Annotated in this window: 17 protein-coding genes; 6 read left to right on the top strand and 11 right to left on the bottom strand. The window is 60.8% G+C overall.

Annotated elements, in window-relative coordinates:
* Nucleotides 1–4: 4 nt before the first annotated feature.
* The 3 genes from GWQ27_RS01860 to djlA are packed head-to-tail and all read left to right on the top strand — an operon-like array spanning nucleotide 5 to nucleotide 2,539.
* Nucleotides 5–1,018, top strand: coding sequence for a phosphotransferase (locus GWQ27_RS01860; RefSeq protein WP_005311710.1), 1,014 nt, complete (start codon nucleotides 5–7; stop codon nucleotides 1,016–1,018).
* Nucleotides 1,015–1,683, top strand: coding sequence for an N-acetylmuramate alpha-1-phosphate uridylyltransferase MurU (gene murU, locus GWQ27_RS01855; RefSeq protein ID WP_275906541.1), 669 nt, complete (start codon nucleotides 1,015–1,017; stop codon nucleotides 1,681–1,683). Before GWQ27_RS01860 ends, murU begins: the two co-directional genes overlap by 4 nt.
* Before the next feature lie 19 nt (nucleotides 1,684–1,702).
* Nucleotides 1,703–2,539 carry a co-chaperone DjlA gene (gene djlA, locus GWQ27_RS01850; protein WP_058393605.1) on the top strand — a complete coding sequence of 279 codons (837 nt, stop codon included), beginning with the start codon at nucleotides 1,703–1,705 and terminating at the stop codon, nucleotides 2,537–2,539.
* A 68-nt stretch (nucleotides 2,540–2,607) separates the two neighbouring features.
* On the opposite strand, the gene GWQ27_RS01845 is transcribed toward djlA, so the two are convergent.
* The 5 genes from GWQ27_RS01845 to GWQ27_RS01825 all read right to left on the bottom strand — a co-directional run bounded on the left by GWQ27_RS01845 (nucleotide 2,608) and on the right by GWQ27_RS01825 (nucleotide 8,853).
* Nucleotides 2,608–3,951 carry an NCS2 family permease gene (locus GWQ27_RS01845; protein ID WP_021138351.1) on the bottom strand — a complete coding sequence of 448 codons (1,344 nt, stop codon included), beginning with the start codon at nucleotides 3,949–3,951 and terminating at the stop codon, nucleotides 2,608–2,610.
* A 268-nt stretch (nucleotides 3,952–4,219) separates the two neighbouring features.
* Complete coding sequence (locus GWQ27_RS01840) at nucleotides 4,220–4,555, bottom strand: hypothetical protein (RefSeq protein ID WP_059168486.1); 336 nt, start codon at nucleotides 4,553–4,555, stop codon at nucleotides 4,220–4,222.
* 93 nt (nucleotides 4,556–4,648) lie between these two features.
* The gene (gene ettA, locus GWQ27_RS01835; protein WP_017412471.1) at nucleotides 4,649–6,316 is read right to left on the bottom strand and encodes an energy-dependent translational throttle protein EttA; all 1,668 of its coding nucleotides are present in this window, start codon (nucleotides 6,314–6,316) and stop codon (nucleotides 4,649–4,651) included.
* 392 nt (nucleotides 6,317–6,708) lie between these two features.
* Complete coding sequence (locus tag GWQ27_RS01830) at nucleotides 6,709–7,566, bottom strand: lytic transglycosylase domain-containing protein (protein WP_111589247.1); 858 nt, start codon at nucleotides 7,564–7,566, stop codon at nucleotides 6,709–6,711.
* Between the two features lie 276 nt (nucleotides 7,567–7,842).
* Nucleotides 7,843–8,853, bottom strand: a complete 1,011-nt coding sequence (locus GWQ27_RS01825; protein WP_275906540.1) for an NAD-dependent epimerase — start codon at nucleotides 8,851–8,853, stop codon at nucleotides 7,843–7,845.
* Between the two features lie 332 nt (nucleotides 8,854–9,185).
* On the opposite strand from GWQ27_RS01825, the gene GWQ27_RS01820 reads away from it, so the two are divergent.
* Nucleotides 9,186–9,812 (top strand): YitT family protein, encoded by a 627-nt coding sequence (locus GWQ27_RS01820; protein WP_219598437.1) that lies wholly within the window; start codon nucleotides 9,186–9,188, stop codon nucleotides 9,810–9,812.
* Nucleotides 9,813–9,966: 154 nt separating this feature from the next.
* On the opposite strand, the gene GWQ27_RS01815 is transcribed toward GWQ27_RS01820, so the two are convergent.
* The 3 genes from GWQ27_RS01815 to GWQ27_RS01805 are packed head-to-tail and all read right to left on the bottom strand — an operon-like array spanning nucleotide 9,967 to nucleotide 12,637.
* Entirely contained in the window at nucleotides 9,967–10,755 is a 789-nt protein-coding gene (locus tag GWQ27_RS01815) for a heme ABC transporter ATP-binding protein (RefSeq protein ID WP_275906539.1), read from the bottom strand.
* 14 nt (nucleotides 10,756–10,769) lie between these two features.
* On the bottom strand, nucleotides 10,770–11,801 hold the full coding sequence (locus GWQ27_RS01810) for an iron ABC transporter permease (RefSeq protein ID WP_275906538.1): 1,032 nt from the start codon (nucleotides 11,799–11,801) through the stop codon (nucleotides 10,770–10,772).
* Nucleotides 11,798–12,637, bottom strand: coding sequence for an ABC transporter substrate-binding protein (locus tag GWQ27_RS01805; protein WP_265453137.1), 840 nt, complete (start codon nucleotides 12,635–12,637; stop codon nucleotides 11,798–11,800). The genes GWQ27_RS01810 and GWQ27_RS01805 overlap by 4 nt, the downstream gene beginning before the upstream one ends.
* 168 nt (nucleotides 12,638–12,805) lie before the next feature.
* On the opposite strand from GWQ27_RS01805, the gene hutX reads away from it, so the two are divergent.
* Together hutX and hutZ are read left to right on the top strand one after the other, a co-directional pair.
* Nucleotides 12,806–13,318 carry a heme utilization cystosolic carrier protein HutX gene (gene hutX, locus GWQ27_RS01800; RefSeq protein ID WP_021138344.1) on the top strand — a complete coding sequence of 171 codons (513 nt, stop codon included), beginning with the start codon at nucleotides 12,806–12,808 and terminating at the stop codon, nucleotides 13,316–13,318.
* Entirely contained in the window at nucleotides 13,315–13,872 is a 558-nt protein-coding gene (gene hutZ / locus GWQ27_RS01795) for a heme utilization protein HutZ (protein WP_005311733.1), read from the top strand. Before hutX ends, hutZ begins: the two co-directional genes overlap by 4 nt.
* Nucleotides 13,873–13,943: 71 nt before the next feature.
* Here the strand turns inward: hutZ and GWQ27_RS01790 are convergent, their stop codons facing one another.
* From GWQ27_RS01790 to GWQ27_RS01780, 3 genes are read right to left on the bottom strand one after another with little or no spacing between them, the layout of a single operon-like run.
* Complete coding sequence (locus GWQ27_RS01790; RefSeq protein ID WP_005311736.1) at nucleotides 13,944–14,348, bottom strand: hypothetical protein; 405 nt, start codon at nucleotides 14,346–14,348, stop codon at nucleotides 13,944–13,946.
* Nucleotides 14,349–14,387: 39 nt separating this feature from the next.
* A complete protein-coding gene (locus GWQ27_RS01785; protein WP_265453136.1) occupies nucleotides 14,388–14,939 on the bottom strand; it encodes a cysteine hydrolase family protein in 552 nt (183 codons plus the stop codon).
* Between the two features lie 20 nt (nucleotides 14,940–14,959).
* A complete protein-coding gene (locus GWQ27_RS01780) occupies nucleotides 14,960–15,943 on the bottom strand; it encodes a ChaN family lipoprotein (RefSeq protein ID WP_265453135.1) in 984 nt (327 codons plus the stop codon).
* Nucleotides 15,944–16,042 lie beyond the last annotated feature (99 nt).

Here is a 16,042-nt window from a genome sequence, read left to right as displayed (position 1 = left end):
ACTTATGTACGATCGCGATTCCCTGCTATTGCAATGGGCTCGCCGGATTTCCGGTGATGCCAACCTTGAGTTGACCCTGATTTCCGGTGACGCCAGTTTTCGCCGCTACTACCGTGGCGGTGGCCTAGTGTGGGTGGATGCCAATCCAAAAACCGAAAAAAATCATGAGTTTGTCCGTAACGCCTCTGCTCTGCATGCCATGGGGCTGCTGGCGCCCGAGGTAAAGGGGGTGGACTATGATGATGGCCTGCTGGCTGTGACAGATCTGGGGGATACCCAGCTTATCAGCTGTCTGGATGCACAAAATGTGCTGGCCTGGTATGGCAAAGCCATAGCCTTGCTACCCAGACTGGGGGCGGTAGCACTGGCGCTGGAGCCCTTCGACGCAGCCTTCATGGCCCGTGAAAACAGTATTTTCCCCGAGTGGTTGCTGGGCCATCATCTGCAACTGGCCCTGAGCGAGTCAGAACAACAGCTGCTGGATGATATGTTTGCCTGCCTCACCGCCAGCAATCTGGCTCAGCCCCAGGGGGTGATGCACCGTGACTTTCACAGCCGCAACCTGATGGTCTGTGGCGGTGATACTCCAAACGGCAGCGAATTGGCAATCATCGATTTTCAAGACATGGTGATCGGCCCCCTCAGCTATGACCTCGTCTCCCTGCTGAAAGACTGTTACGTGCGCTGGCCCGACGATGTGATCGAGCAGGGCATGCGCCATGGCTTCGATACGCTGCAGCAGGCGGGTCTGCTTGGCGGGCTCGACTATGCCAGTTTCCGTCGTCATGCCGACTTGACCGGCATGCAGCGTCACCTGAAGGCGGCGGGTCTCTTCACCCGCCTCTATCACAGGGATGGCAAGTCCGGTTACCTCAAGGACATTCCCCGCACCCTGGGCTATGTGGTTGATGTGTGCCAGCAACATGGCGCCAGCTATCCGGAGCTGGCCCGCTTCGGTGCCTGGTTGCAGCAAGTGGTGCTGCCCGGGCTGGCCCGAGTGGCCGGAGCCCCGGTATGAAGGCGATGATCCTGGCCGCCGGTCGTGGCGAGCGGATGCGCCCGCTCACGGACACCTTGCCCAAGCCGCTGCTGGCGGCAGGGGGCAAGCCGCTCATAGTGCACCATATAGAAAAGCTCAAGGCTGCCGGAGTGACTGAACTGGTGATCAACCACGCCTGGCTCGGCCACAAGCTGGTGGAAGCGCTCGGTGACGGCAGTGCGTTCGGGGTCAGCATTCACTGGTCGGCAGAGGCGAGTGCGCTGGAAACAGCCGGTGGCATAGTGCAGGCGCTGCCCCTGCTTGGCGCCGATCCGTTTCTGGTGATCAACGGCGATACCTGGCTCAGTCTGGACTATCGCACCCTGGTCAATCAGCCGCTGGGTACGGATCTGGCCCATCTCTGGCTGGTACCCAACCCGCCCCAGCATCCTCATGGGGATTTCTCGCTTCACGCAGGTCGGGTGCTGGATGCGCCAGCCTTCACCTTCAGTGGTGTCGGGCTCTATGACCCCGCCGCCTTTGCCGGTTTGCCGTCGGGGGCGCGCAAGCTGGCCCCCCTGCTGCGCGACTGGATGGCGCAAGGCCGGGTCGGTGGCGCCATGCTGGCCGGCGAGTGGCGCGACATTGGCACCACTGAGCGGCTGCGCGAGCTGGATGATCAGCTGCAACGACGCACTCATTAACATCACGAGGTCTTGAACCATGCGTATTTGGGGTAAGGTGCTGGGCGCCTTCTTCGGTTTTCTGCTCGGCAACATCTTTGGTGCCCTGCTTGGCCTCTGGATCGGCCATCGTTTCGATCGGGGCATGGGTATTCGGGGCGCGTTTCAACGTGGCCCCAGCCAGCAACAACAAGCGGTATTTTTCCATGCCACTTTCGCCGTCATGGGTCATATCGCCAAGGCGAATGGCCAGGTTACAGAGCAGGAGATCCGGGTTGCCTCCAACCTGATGGATCGGATGCGACTGGTGGGAGATCAGCGAGCGCGCGCCCAGGAGTCGTTCCGTCTGGGCAAGGAGGCCGAGTTCCCGTTGCGGGAAACCTTGGCCGAGTTCCGTCGTGCCAGCCTGGGGCAGCGGGACATACTGCGTTTCTTCCTGGAGGTGCAACTGCAGGCAGCATTTGCCGATGGCAAGGTCGAGGCCGACGAGCGCGCCATTTTGCATACCATCGCCGATGAGCTGGGCTTCAGCCGCATCGAGCTGGCCCGCATCCTGGCGATGGCCGAAGCGCAGATGAACTTCTTCAACCGGGCGCATGGCGGCCAGTATCAGGGCGGTGAGCACGGCGGGCAGCAGTATCGGCAGGAGGCGCCGTCAGCGGATCGCCTCAAGGATGCCTACCAGTTGCTCGGGGTGAGCGAGAGCGACAGCGATCAGGACATCAAGCGAGCCTACCGCAAGGAGATGAGCAAGCATCACCCCGACAAGTTGGCCGCCAAGGGGCTGCCACCTGAGATGATGGAGATGGCGAAGGAGAAGACCCAGGAGATACAGCAGGCCTGGGAGTGGATCCGCGAGGCCCGTGGCATCCGTTGAGTGCCGCTATCTGCCAGCCATAAAAAATGCCCGTCGATGACGGGCATTTTTGTTTGTGAAAGTCAGGTTTAGTGGCTGTCGACCCAGACGAACTTGAGCACGAACAGCAGGGCGACCACCAAGACGCAGGGGTTGATCTCGCGCCAGCGGCCTGTGCCCGCCTTCATCACGCAGTAGGAGATAAAGCCGATGGCGATCCCCTCCGTGATGGAGAAACTGAACGGCATCATGACAGCTGTCATGAAGGCGGGCACAGCTTCGGTCAGGTCTTCCCACTTCACCCGGGTCAGCTCGGAGCACATCAGCACACCCACATAGATGAGGGCACCGGCGGCGGCATAGGCAGGTACCATGGCCGCGACGGGGGAGAAGAAGATCGCCAGCAGGAACAGCAGGCCGACCACGATGGCGGTCAGGCCGGTGCGGCCACCGACGGCGACGCCGGAGCTGCTCTCGATAAAGGCGGTGACAGAGGAGGTGCCCATGAAGGCGCCGCCGACCGAGCTCACGCTATCCACCAGAAGCGCCTGCTTCATGCGCGGGAAGTGCCCCTTGTCGTCCGCCAGCTTGGCGCGGTTGGTGACGCCTATCAGGGTACCGGAAGAGTCGAACAGGTTGACCAGCATGAAGGAGAAGATGATCCCCGCCAGGCTGATGTCGAGCGACCCCATCAAATCCAGCTGGCCAAACACCGGCGCTATGCTCGGTGGCATGGAGACGAAGCCCTTGAAGGTCACATCACCAAACAGCCAGCCCAGGGTGGTGGTCACCACTATGGCGATCAACACGGCGGAGTGAACGCCGCGGGCTGAGAAGATGCAGATCAGGAAGAAACCGAGCAGCCCCAGCAGGCAGGGCAGGGAGGTGAGATCGCCCACCGTCACCATGGTGGCCGGGCTCGCCACTACGATACCTGCGTTGTGCAGGCCGAGCAGGGCGATGAGCAGACCGATACCGGCTGTGATGCCGACCCGCAGGGTGAGCGGGATATTGGCGATCAGCCAGTAACGAACCCGCAGCAGGGTGAGGATCAGCAGACCCATGGCACCCCAGAAAATGGTGCCCATGCCGACTTGCCAGGAGTAGCCCATGCCGGCCACCACCACGAAGGCGAAGAAGGCGTTCAGTCCCATGGCCGGGGCCAGGGCGATGGGCAGATTGGCCAACAGGCCCATCAGTATGCTGCCGATACCGGCGATGAGGCAGGTAGTGACGAACACGGCCTGGGTGTCCATGCCCGCCGCAGAGAGGATCTGCGGGTTGACGAACACGATATAGACCATGGTCAGGAAGGTGGTGATCCCGGCGATGACCTCGGTGCGGGCGGTAGTGCCATGGCCTTGCAGGGCAAACAGGCGCTCAAGCAATCCTTGCCCGGCGGCCTGATTGGCAGCTTGGTGTTGTTGGTTCATGTTGGATTCCAATAGGTGACGTGAAATAAGCAGCAGGAGAGTCGGCACCCCATCCATGCGTGGGCAAGGGGGCTGTTTTTCTGGTGGCTAAGTGACCAGACTCGTCCTGATACCGTGACAGCGCGCACATTTTCACACAGGCGGCGGCGTTTACAAACCCCGGATCTGCGAAGCGGATCAATGAATAGAGCAAAAATTCAAACGTTTTCTTTTTGAGCAATAAAAAAGGTCCTCGATAGAGAACCTTTTATGGCTGACAGAGGCCGCGTCAGAGGGTCTTGAAGTAACGCTCCACCAGCTGGGCCAGCACGGAGTCGAGTCTGTCCTGTACTTCCCCCAGCTCTCTACCGACACGACGCAGGAACAGACTGGCCTGCTCCTCGGTCAACTTGCGTCCCTCGATGAAGAACTCCTGCTCCGGCAACTGCTTGTCATAGCGCGGGATCAGCACCCAGCTCACCAGCTCGGGATAGATGGCGGCGAAGATCTTGGCGGCGGCGACACAGAAGGTCTCGATGTGTTCTTTGCCATCCGGCCCGAGGCAGCCGGGTTCGACCCGGATCTGGATGGTGAGTTTCTTCTCTGTGGGGGGCTGGGTCGTCATTTCGATACATCCATGCAAAGGCATCCGTCTTGGATTGTATGCCAAAAGGCAATAGAAAGGGGAGCCGAAGCTCCCCTTGTGACGCCGTCACCCTTATTTGGTGATGCGTTTGTATTTTGCGCGATGGGGCTGGATCGCCTCGGCGCCGTAGGTCTTCTTCTTCCACTCTTCGTATTCGGTAAAGTTGCCTTCGAAGAAGGCAATATTACCCTCGTCCTGGTAGTCCAGGATGTGAGTGGCGATGCGGTCGAGGAACCAGCGATCGTGGGAGATGACCATGGCACAACCCGGGAACTCCAGCAGGGCGTTCTCGAGGGCGCGCAGGGTTTCGATGTCCAGATCGTTGGTCGGTTCATCCAGCAGCAGTACGTTGCCACCGGTCTGCAGCAGCTTGGCCAGATGCAGACGGCCACGTTCACCACCGGAGAGCTCGCCGACCCGCTTCTGCTGATCGGCGCCCTTGAAGTTGAAACGGCCGATATAGGCGCGGCTCGGGAACTCGTAGTTGCCGATACGCAGGATATCCTGACCGTCGGCGACCTCTTCGAACACCGTCTTCTTGTCATCCATGCTGTCGCGGAACTGATCCACAGAGGCCAGCACCACGGTTTCGCCCAGGGTGATGGTGCCGGAATCCGGCTGCTCCTGACCCGACATCATGCGGAACAGGGTCGACTTACCGGCACCGTTCGGGCCGATAATGCCAACGATGGCCCCTTTCGGAATGGCAAACGACAGATCGTCGATCAGCACCCGATCACCGTAGGATTTGCGCAGGTTCGCCACTTCCAGCACCTTGTCGCCGAGTCGGGGTCCGGGCGGAATGAACAGCTCGTTGGTCTCGTTGCGCTTCTGGTAGTCGTTGGTGTTGAGTTCTTCGAAGCGAGCCATACGGGCCTTGGACTTGGCCTGACGGCCTTTCGGATTCTGACGAACCCACTCCAGCTCTTTCTCGATGGACTTGCGACGAGCCGCTTCGGAGCTGGCCTCCTGGGCCAGGCGGGCATCTTTCTGCTCCAGCCAGGAGGAGTAGTTGCCTTCCCACGGGATACCTTCGCCGCGGTCCAGCTCCAGGATCCAGCCTGCCACGTTGTCGAGGAAGTAGCGGTCGTGGGTGATGGCCACGACTGTGCCTTCATAGTCGTGCAGGAAGCGTTCCAGCCAAGCCACGGATTCCGCATCCAAGTGGTTGGTCGGCTCGTCCAGCAGCAGCATGTCCGGCTTTTCCAGCAGCAGACGGCACAGCGCCACACGGCGGCGCTCACCACCGGAGAGGTGCTGGATTTTGGCGTCCCAGGCCGGCAGACGCAGGGCATCGGCCGCGCGCTCCAGCTGGTTTTCCATGTTGTGGCCACCCTGGGCCTGGATGATGGCTTCCAGCTCGCCCTGTTCGCGGGCCAGCTTGTCAAAATCTGCATCCGGATCGGCGTAGGCCGCATAGACCTCGTCCAAGCGAGCCATGGCGCGTTTGACGTCGCCGACGGCCTCTTCCACCGCTTCGCGGACTGTCTGCTCCGGATCCAGCTTCGGCTCCTGGGGCAGGTAGCCGATCTTGATGCCGGGCTGCGGACGGGCTTCCCCTTCGATCTCGGTATCTATGCCGGCCATGATGCGCAGCAGGGTTGACTTACCGGCACCGTTCAGGCCCAGTACGCCTATCTTGGCGCCCGGGAAGAAGCTCAAGGAGATGTTCTTGAGGATATGACGCTTGGGCGGCACTACCTTGCCGACCCGGTTCATGGTGTAAATAAATTGAGCCATTGGCTAATTCTCTTCCTATTCAGCAGGTTAATGTCTTGGCACTAACAGACTGATGTCGTGGTGGGGCCAGGTCGACACGCCGTCAACCCGGTTCCAAAAAACGCTCCGATTGTAAACCAATGGGGGAAGGGGGGCAAAGGCAGGGCCCGGCTTGTAGCCCTCTTTGCCGCAGCCGTCACATCCGGCTGTGCGCTGGGGGCTCGCCTGGCATAATGAGGACTCTTTTTTGTGCCAAAGCCGCCATATTTGGTTGTTCGTCGCCGACCAGTCTTGCCGGCCAATATTTTCGCTGGCCGCGAGCGAGACATTGGGTTGTACCTGGCTCTGATAGCCGGTCGCTGGTTGGGAAGGGGCCGACGTCTATTTCCAGATCGGGCATGAACGGGTGAGGACTACTTCCCCTTGTGACCGGCGAAGTAGAGCACTCGCCGCACATATTGTTGGGTCTCCTGATAGGGGGGAATGCCGCCGTACTGTTCCACCGCTCTCTCTCCGGCGTTGTAGGCTGCCGACATCAGTATCCAGTTGCCATCAAACCGGCGATCCAGCCACTTGAGATAGGTCACGCCCCCCTTGATGTTCTGTGCCGGATCGAAGGGGCGAGTCACGCCGAAGCGCTGCTGGGTTTCCGGTATGAGTTGCATCAGCCCCTGGGCATTCTTGGGGGAGACGGCGCGGCTGTTGAGGTTGGATTCGGCAATGGCGATGGCCAGCACCAGCCGCTCATCGAGGCTGTGGTGCTTGGCGGCGTGGCGCAACATGGCGGCCAGTTTCTGTTTGGTTGGTGACTGGCGGGCCAGATAGGCATCCAGATTGAAAGGGGTATTGGGGATCTCGGCAAAGTAACTGCCTGCTCCCCCGCCGACGCCGGCGCCACACTGATCCCCCATGATGGCGTTGCCGATGCGGGCATTGTAGTAGCGGGCGGCTTGCTGATTGCCAAGGCGCATTGCCATGGCGAGGTAGGCGTTGGCCATCTTGGGGTTGCGCACCGAGCCCGGGCCGGTGGCAAGCAGGCGACCGATGCGAAAATAGCCTTCCGGGTTACCCGTCGTGGCAGCGGCACAATAGAAGTGGATGGCTTGGGTCAAATTGCCCTGGCTCTGCGCCACCTGACCCTTTTTCAGGGCAGTGAGCGCCTTGGGGGCTTGTCTGAAATCCCTGCTTTGCGCTGCAGCCTGCACAGTACCGGCCAGCAACAGCGATAAAAAAAGCAGCAAAAACAGCCTGTTTTCGCTGAGGCTTGCCATGGATTCTCTCCTGTTGGGGTACAGAAGATATAGGGGAACATGGCCCGATCTGCCATTAATCCAGTGGATCCTGTTGTTATGACGCCACCTGCCCAGAGATCAAAATGGTATGGAACCAATGGCAAATACAGGCCCGTGTGGGATGCCGGTGGGCATTGGAAGGGACAGTCCCATCACAAGGGGTAGCAAAAACGACTTGCGATGGGGGAAGCCTGTGATGACTCATGTTCCACGTCGCGCTATTAAGTCAGGATTGTACATTCATGTCACCGGGGCTCACCCTGGCCGGTAATAGTCGAGATACCAGCGCACGAACTCGGCGACTCCCTGCCTGAGCGGGGTGGCGGGGCGGGTGCTCGTGAGGGTGTGAAGGGGCTCGCTGTCGGCCCAGGTGGCGTGCATGTCGCCGGCCTGCATGGGTAGCATCCGCTTGATGGCGGGCTTGTCCAGCGCCTGTTCCAGCGCCTCGATAAAATCGAGCAGCCGCACCGGCTGGCCGTTGCCTATGTTGAGGATGCGATAGGGGGCAGCGCTCTCGGCCTGGCTGTCCTGACTGGCGTGCCAGTGCGGATTGGCGCGGGGCGGCAGCTCGGCGATGGCGAGTATGCCGTCGACTATGTCGTCTATGTAGGTAAAGTCGCGGCTGAGATCCCCGTGGTTGTACACATCGATGGGCTCGCCCGCCAGGATGGCGCGGGTGAACTTGGCGATGGCCATGTCGGGGCGACCCCAGGGGCCATAGACGGTGAAAAAGCGCAGGCCTGTGGTAGGCAGACCATAGATCGCAGAGTAGGAGTGGGCCATCAGTTCGCCACTCTTCTTGGTGGCGGCATATAGAGAGACGGGGTGATCTACCCGCTGTTCGGCACAGAAGGGCATCAGATCGCTCAGGCCATAGACAGAACTGGAGGAGGCGTAGATCAGATGGTTTATGCCGTGCTGGCGGCACCCTTCCAGTACAGTCAGCATGCCGATGAGATTGCTGTCGGCATAGGCGAACGGATTTTCCAGTGAGTGACGAACCCCCGCCTGGGCGCCCAGGTGAATCACCCGCTCGAACTGGCCGCTGGTGAACAGGTTTGCCATGGCATCCCGATCTGCCAGCTCCCGCTGTTCGAAGTGGAAGTGGGGGAAGGGGAGCAGCCGGGCCAGTCGCGCCTGCTTCAGGCTTACCTCGTAGTAGTCGTTCAGATTATCCAGCCCCACCACCTGATGGCCTGCCTCGCATAGCCGTTTGGCCACGTGAAAGCCGATAAAGCCGGCGGCGCCTGTCACCAGATACTTCATGAGTGTTGTCCTGTGCTGATCATTGGGGGTCTCTGGTCCTGAACGGGGACTGGAAGATGGCTGTGGGCTTTGTACCAGAGCGCGCACGCCGGCGCCACGTCGTTCCGGTGACATGGCGGGTGATGGCGGAGCTCGTCAGGCGCGGCATGCTGCATCTTGGTGCACGGCCTGTCAATGGAGAATGACAGGCACCAAAACGGGGCGTTTCCCGGGGCTATTGTGATCATGGTCGCAAAAAATAGACTGGACCCCATAACGAAGCCCTGCGGACAGGGCTCGCGTCCGCTACGGCGGCAAAAACACTCTTTTCACTTCGCTATTGGATACAGGTTATGGACAACACCCCGGGCTCTGCGGACCCGCACGCTTCTGTGCACCCGTTTTATGAAGATGTACTCGCCCTGCTGACGGCAGCCGGTTTCGTTTCTCTCGGTATCTTCCTGTTTCATCAGGTTGGCCTGCTCACCGGCGGTACCGCCGGGCTGGCGCTCTTGCTGCAACAGGTGACGGGCCTGAGCTTCGGCCTGCTGTTCTTCGGTATCAATCTGCCGTTCTACGCCCTGGCCTGGCTGAGGATGGGGCCGCGCTTCACCCTCAACACCTTCGTCTCGGTGGCGGCTGTCTCCTTCATGACGGATCACCTCAACGCCGTGCTGCAGATAGGCAAGATTGAGCCCGTCTATGCTGCCCTGATCGGTGGCACCCTGATTGGCATGGGGCTGCTCATCATGTTCCGCCACAAATCCAGCCTGGGTGGCTTCAACATATTGGCGCTGTTTATTCAGGACCGCTTTGGCATCCGCGCCGGCAAGCTGCAAATGGGGCTGGACTGCACCATAGTCGTTGCCTCCTGCTTCGTGGTGCAGCCCTGGATCCTGGCCCTCTCGGTAGTGGCGGCCATCATCTGTAACCTGGTGTTGACACTCAATCACAAGCCGGGCCGCTATCAGATAGCGTGAGAACCCGATATTGCACTCATCCGATATCCGTATCGGGTGTTGACGTTCAACGACACAAGCCGGGCCGTTATCAGATAGCGTGAGCCAGAACTTCTCTCACAATCAAAAAGAGCGCCTGATGGCGCTCTTTTGCTATCCAGGATCCCGACCCCTCTCACACCACCATGGGCAGGCCTGTCTCAGGGTGATGGATCACCTGAGCGGGATAATCATAGAGGCGGTCGATCAAGGCCGGGGTCAGTACCTCGGCCGGGGTGCCATCAGCCAGCAGCCTGCCCTGATCCAGCATCACCAGTCGATCGGCGTAGCGCGCCGCCAGATTGAGGTCGTGCAGCACCACCAGTACGGCCGTGTTGCGGGCAGCCAGGGCACGAGCCATGGTGAGCAGCTGGTGCTGATATTTGAGGTCGAGCGCCGAGGTGGGTTCGTCCAGCAACAACAGGCGCGCCTGCTGGGGATCGTCCGGTGCTTGCCAGATCTGGGCCAGCACTCTGGCAAACTGCACCCGCTGTCGCTCCCCCCCGGATAGGCCGGGATAGAGACGTCTGGCCAGGTGATCGACCCCGGAGTGGGTCATGGCGGCCCGCACTATCTCGTCCCGTCGGCTGCCGGGCTCAGTGTGGGGCAGGCGCCCCATGGCGACCACCTCTTCGCACAGAAACGGAAAGTTGAGAGACGAGCTCTGCGGCAGCACGCCGACGCGGTGGGCCAGCTCTCTGCTGGCCCAGGCTTGCCGCTCCCGGTCAAACAGATTGATTTCCCCTTCGTACTCCAGCTCGCCGGTCAGGCATTTGAGCAGTGAGCTCTTGCCTGCGCCGTTTGGGCCCAGCAGGGCGGTGAGCGTGCCGCCTTGCAGTGTGAGGTCGAGTCTGTCCAGGATGGGGCGGCAACCACGGGTGAGGCTGAGCTGGTGGCAGCGCAGCAGAGGGGATGATATTGACAAGATGAGACCTCCGGTTAAAGCGTCCGGCGGCCCTTGACCAGCAGCCAGATAAAGAAGGGAGCGCCCAGCAGGGCAGTAATGATGCCCACCGGCAACTCGGCTGGCGCCATCAGGGTGCGAGCCAGCATGTCGGCGCCCAGCAGCAGGGCAGCGCCGAGCAAAGCTGAAAGCGGCAACAGTCTGACATGGTTGGGCCCGGCCAGCAGTCGCACCAGATGGGGCACCACCAGACCGACGAAGCCGATCATGCCCGCCACGGCGACGGCGACACCGACCCCAGCGGCGGTGAGCAAGATAAGGCGCCGCTTGAGGGATTGCACATTCACTCCCAGATGACGGGCTTCCCCTTCCCCCAGCAACAGGGCGTTGAGGGGATTGGCATCGCACATGAACAGCAGCAGCAGGGCGATCAGGGTAGCCAGTGCCAGCGCCACATCCACCGGTTTGCCTGCCGCCAGTGTGCCCATCTGCCACAGGCTCAGGTTGCGCAGCATCTGGTCGTCGGCCAGATAGGTGAGCAGGCCGATCACTGCGCCGGAAAGTGCCGTGATGGCGACCCCGGCCAGCAACATGACGGTGACGGAGGTGCCACCTTCCCGGGTGCCGAGCAAATATACCAGCGTGGTGGTGAGCGCCCCGCCGAGAAAGGCGAGCAACGGCAGCAGGCCTATGCCGAGCAGACTCTGCCACTGCTGGCCGAGAGGGGCCAGCAGCACTATGGCCAGCGCGGCACCGAGGGCGGCCCCGCCGGAGACGCCTATAATGCCGGGATCGGCCAGCGGATTGCGAAACAGCCCCTGCATGACGGCGCCACAGAGGCCGAGAATGCCGCCCACTGCGATGCAGAGCAGGGTACGGGGCAGGCGGATCTCCTGCACTATCAGCAGCTTGTGGGCTTCAATGCCACTTTCTTGGCCGGCAAACAGAGCGCGCAGACTCTCGCCGAGGGAGAGCGCCATGGGGCCGGTCGCCAGGGATCCGACCAGCAGCAGTGCCAGCGCGGCGCTGGTGAGGCAAAGCAACCAGGGTAGTGGCAGACGCATCATGAGCCCAGCTTGATCCACTTGGCGATCTGGTTCGCCTGTTGCAGCGAGGTGAGACTGAGACCCCCTTGCAGGGCGTGGCCGTCGATGGCGTGGATGGCTCGATTCTTACCTGCCGGCGTCGCTGCGAGCGCGGGCACCTGTGCCAGCACAGTTTCCGGATCCTGATATTGCTGCCAGTCGCGACCGCTTACCAGCACCAGGTCCGGCTGCAGCTTGATCAGGGCTTCGGCAGAGACGGGTTTGTAGTCGCTCAGCTGGTCTACCGGATTGATGCCGCCCGCCAGGGTGAGCAGGGCGCTGGCGGTGGTATTGCCGCCGGCTATGCTGGTGGGTTGCCCCTTGTGCAGCAGCAGGAAGGCGACCTTGAGCGGCCTGTTCTGTTTAGCCTGCGCGGCCAGCTGATCGGTCTGGGTCTGGATCTCGGCCTTGAGTGTCGCCCCGGCGGCCGGGTCATTGAGCAACTTGGCCAGGGTATCGATACGCTGGTTGAGGTTGGCCAGGGTCGGTGCCGTATCCAGCACACTAACCGCTACGCCTGCACGGCGCAGTTGATCCAGCGCCGGTGCCGGGCCCATCTCGTCGCTGCCGATCAGGTGGGTTGGCGCCAGACTGAGGATCCCCTCGGCGGAGAGGGCACGGTGATAACCGACCCTGGGCAGATTTTTCGGTTCAACGCTGCTGATGTCGGTGGCGATAAGGCTCTGTTCACCGCCCAGCGCCAGAATGAGCTCTGTGGTGGCAGGACCTATGCTGACGATACGTTCCTGCGCGCTTGCTGGCAGGGAAAGAGCTGAGCAGCTCAGCAGGGTGAGTGCGAGGGCAAAACGACGGCCCATGCTAACCTCCGAAGGGTGAATGAAGTTGGGTTTGCGCCGAGAATATCAAGTCGGTGAAAAAAATGCACTGAGAATGAAAGCGATTATCAATTGCATTGGTTTGGGCGCTTTATTACAGTATTCGCCATGACAGAAGAGGGATGCAGAACGCATCCCCAGGGAGAACCGATGAGCATTGCACAACGCATTCATGAGCTGCTGGAGCAAGATCCCAGCGCCCATCCTTCCAGCATTGCCACTCAGCTGGCGGTCAGCGAGTGGGAGGTGGTGCGCCACCTGCCTGACGAGCTGGTGACCCTGGTCCCCGCCGAGCAGGCTGAAGCTCTGCTGGCGGATCTGGCCGACTGGGGTCAGGTGACCACTATCGTCGAATCCGATGGTTCCATTTTCGAGGTGAAGGCACCCTTCCCCAGAGGCAAGAATGCCCGTGGCTACTACAACCTGATGGGGCGTGACGGCGAGATGCACGGCCATCTCAAGCTCGACAACGTGGTCGGCATTGCCCTGGTCAGCAAGCTGTTTATGGGTAAAGAAGGCCACTCTTTCCAGTTCTTCGGCCACAGCGGCCGCTGTATTTTCAAGGTCTATCTGGGACGTGATGAGCAGCGCAAGCTGTTGCCTGCCCAGGTGGAGCGTTTCATGGCCTTGCGCCACCAGTACCAAGAGGAAGTAAAAGCATGAGTGAACGTCAGGAGCGTCTGCAGAATCGTCTGCAACCGGAGATCCGCGAGTTTCGCGACGGTTGCCGCACCCTGCAACTGGCGACGGTGGACAGCGAAGGCAACCCCAATGCCAGCTATGCCCCCTTCGTGCTGCAGGAAGATGGCTACTATGTGCTCATCTCTGAAATCGCCCGTCACGCCCGCAACCTGCAACAGGTACCCAAGGTATCGCTGATGCTGATCGAGGACGAGACAGGTGCCCGTGAGCTGTTCGCCCGCAAGCGTCTCACCTTTGATGCACTGGCCGAAGTAGTGGCTCGTGACGACGTGCGCTGGAGTCAGGCGATTGCCGCGCTGGAAGGGCGTTTTGGCGAGATAGTCAAAGGGCTGTCCAATCTCAAGGATTTCGTGTTGTTTCGCCTCAAACCCGAGCAGGGTTTGTTCGTCAAAGGCTTCGGCCAGGCATTTCGCGTCTCAGGTGACGAGCTGGTGGATTTCGTGCATCTGGTGGAAGGGCATAAACGGGTCGACAACGGTGCCGAGCTGACCAGCCCGGCCGATGCGCCAGTCTGACGACAGGCCTTTGCAATAAAAAAACGGGCAGCCCAGGCTGCCCGTTTTTTATTGCGTGTCACACCAGAGAGCTAGTCCTGCCAGGAAGCCTTGTTGGGGAAGGCATCGCGATCGGCCTGGCTGGCCGTCTCGTTGCACTCGCCCCGGATCTTCCAGGAAGTCTGGCTGAGGATGATATAGCCATTGTGGCAATACTTCCGTTCGGCCAGGGTCTGGGTCAACTGTGCATCCTGCAGAGCTTCACGCCGTTCCAGCAGACTCTTGCTGCGACTCAGGCGATTGCCGTCGTTCTCCTCCAGCCGGGTAGGCAGGGTGTCGAACGGTGCGGCTTCAAACGTGAAACGCTTGCTCCCCTCTTCGTTGATCTGGGTTCTAAACAGGGGGGCCGGGCCATCCGGCTGACGCCCCGGCAAACCGGAGCAGGCAGAAATTGCCGGTAACAACAGCATGAATGCAACGGCAGACAGTAGACGCACAAAAGACTCCAATCCGGTGATCACTTCAAGGCTGGCAGATTAACACGCCAGCTCGGGCTGGGTGGCTTCGAGCAATTCATCCGTCGTGAGCAGGGTCACGGTTCTGCCCTTTGGCAGGCTCAGGTGCTCCCACATCCAGTGGTGATGCTCGATGATTTTTTCTGCACTCAGGTGAGGACGATCCGCCGTGGTGTGGGCATCCGTCACCGCGAATACGTCAAATCCCCGGGCGGCGGCGCTGCGCAGCGTGGTGTCGACACAAAAATCGGTGGCACAGCCGCAGATCAGCAGGCGATCCACTGCCTGTTCCGCCAGCAGAAAGCCGAGCTCTGTATCGAGGAAGCTGTCGCAGGCGGTCTTGCTCACCCTGCTGTCGCTGCGCGCCGGGAGCAAATCGGCGTGGAGCTGCCAGGCTGCACTGCCGGGTTCCAGTTCAGAACCCGGTGCGTCGTGCTGCACATAGATGACACGGCCCTGATTGGCCCGCACGCTGTCTGCCAGACGATTGATATTGGCAATGACCTGCGCGTCCTGATGGCGGGGATGAGCAAACAGCCCTTGTTGCATGTCGATGACCAGTAACACATCCATATGGAATCCTTAGGCGATTTTCAGGGTTGCAGCCATTGGCTGCAGTCACGGCTTCGGGATTGATGCAGTGCGCCCATATCTTGCTTCATTTCATCTGCATTTAGCCAGCGTTCTGGCAGAGGTGTGATCCGGACCCGTATATCGGCAACTTGCCCGGCGGGGATCTGTGCATTCGTTTGCGATAGAGTCTCTGGCACCACCAGCGCAACTTTGAGCGAAGGGTTGCGATTGGCGATGCGGCTGGCGAGCCCCAGGCCCCCCTCGACGTGGAAGTTGCCGGCGATGTGCATGATGCGCCGGCCGGGATGCTGCTTGAGATAATCGACCATGCTTTCGGCCATGGTGTCATCCCAGCTGGTCTGGGCGGCGAAGCGGCGGGCATTGCCGTCGGCATCACCGTGGTGGAGCGAGGCCATGAATTTCTGGCGATAGCCATCGTCGGTGAGCGTCAGCTCGCGGGCAAGCTGGCTGCGGCGGTTGGCGGGGAGCTTGTCGAGCCACTGTGGCCCCTCCTGACCGACACAGCTCACCAGCGGCTTGGGAGCGTTGGCTGCGATGACCGGCAGATGGTGCTGTTTGGCAAACTCCACCAGCGGGCGATAGTCGCTCTGGTAGTTGGGCCAGGCGTTGCCATCGCGAATGAGGGCCGCCTCACCTATGCGCCCGGCCAGATAGGCATCCACCACGGCTTGATCGGCACGGCTGAACTGCTCCATGGAGAGCACAAGGGCACGACCATCGGCCCGGGATGCTTCTTCCAGCCCCGCCAGCAGACGGGCCTGCAGCAGGTGTACGGCAGTATGGGTATGCAGCTCGCCCACCAGCACTATGTCGGCGTCCGCCACCCGATCCACCGCCTGTGTCAGCGTCAGCTCACCTTGGCCTGCATCTGACTGGCCTGCGCTGAGCTGATAGTGGTAGAGGGTGCCGGCATCGTCACTTGGCGGTGTGGCGCAGGCGGCCAGCAGCAGGGGAAGGGTGAGCAGGGGCAGTAGTCGGGTCATAGTATCTCACAACGAAGAAGAGCCGAGGCCATACGATGACAGCATGGCGAGCTGGAAAACAGAGGGGAATAGTGTAGAACCTAACTATGACAAAAGAAA

Source organism: Aeromonas sp. 5HA1, assembly GCF_029237245.1.
Taxonomy (GTDB): Bacteria; Pseudomonadota; Gammaproteobacteria; order Enterobacterales; family Aeromonadaceae; genus Aeromonas; species Aeromonas salmonicida.
Note: the sequence above shows the minus strand (reverse complement) of the source record. Positions and strands in the feature narration are given on the sequence as shown.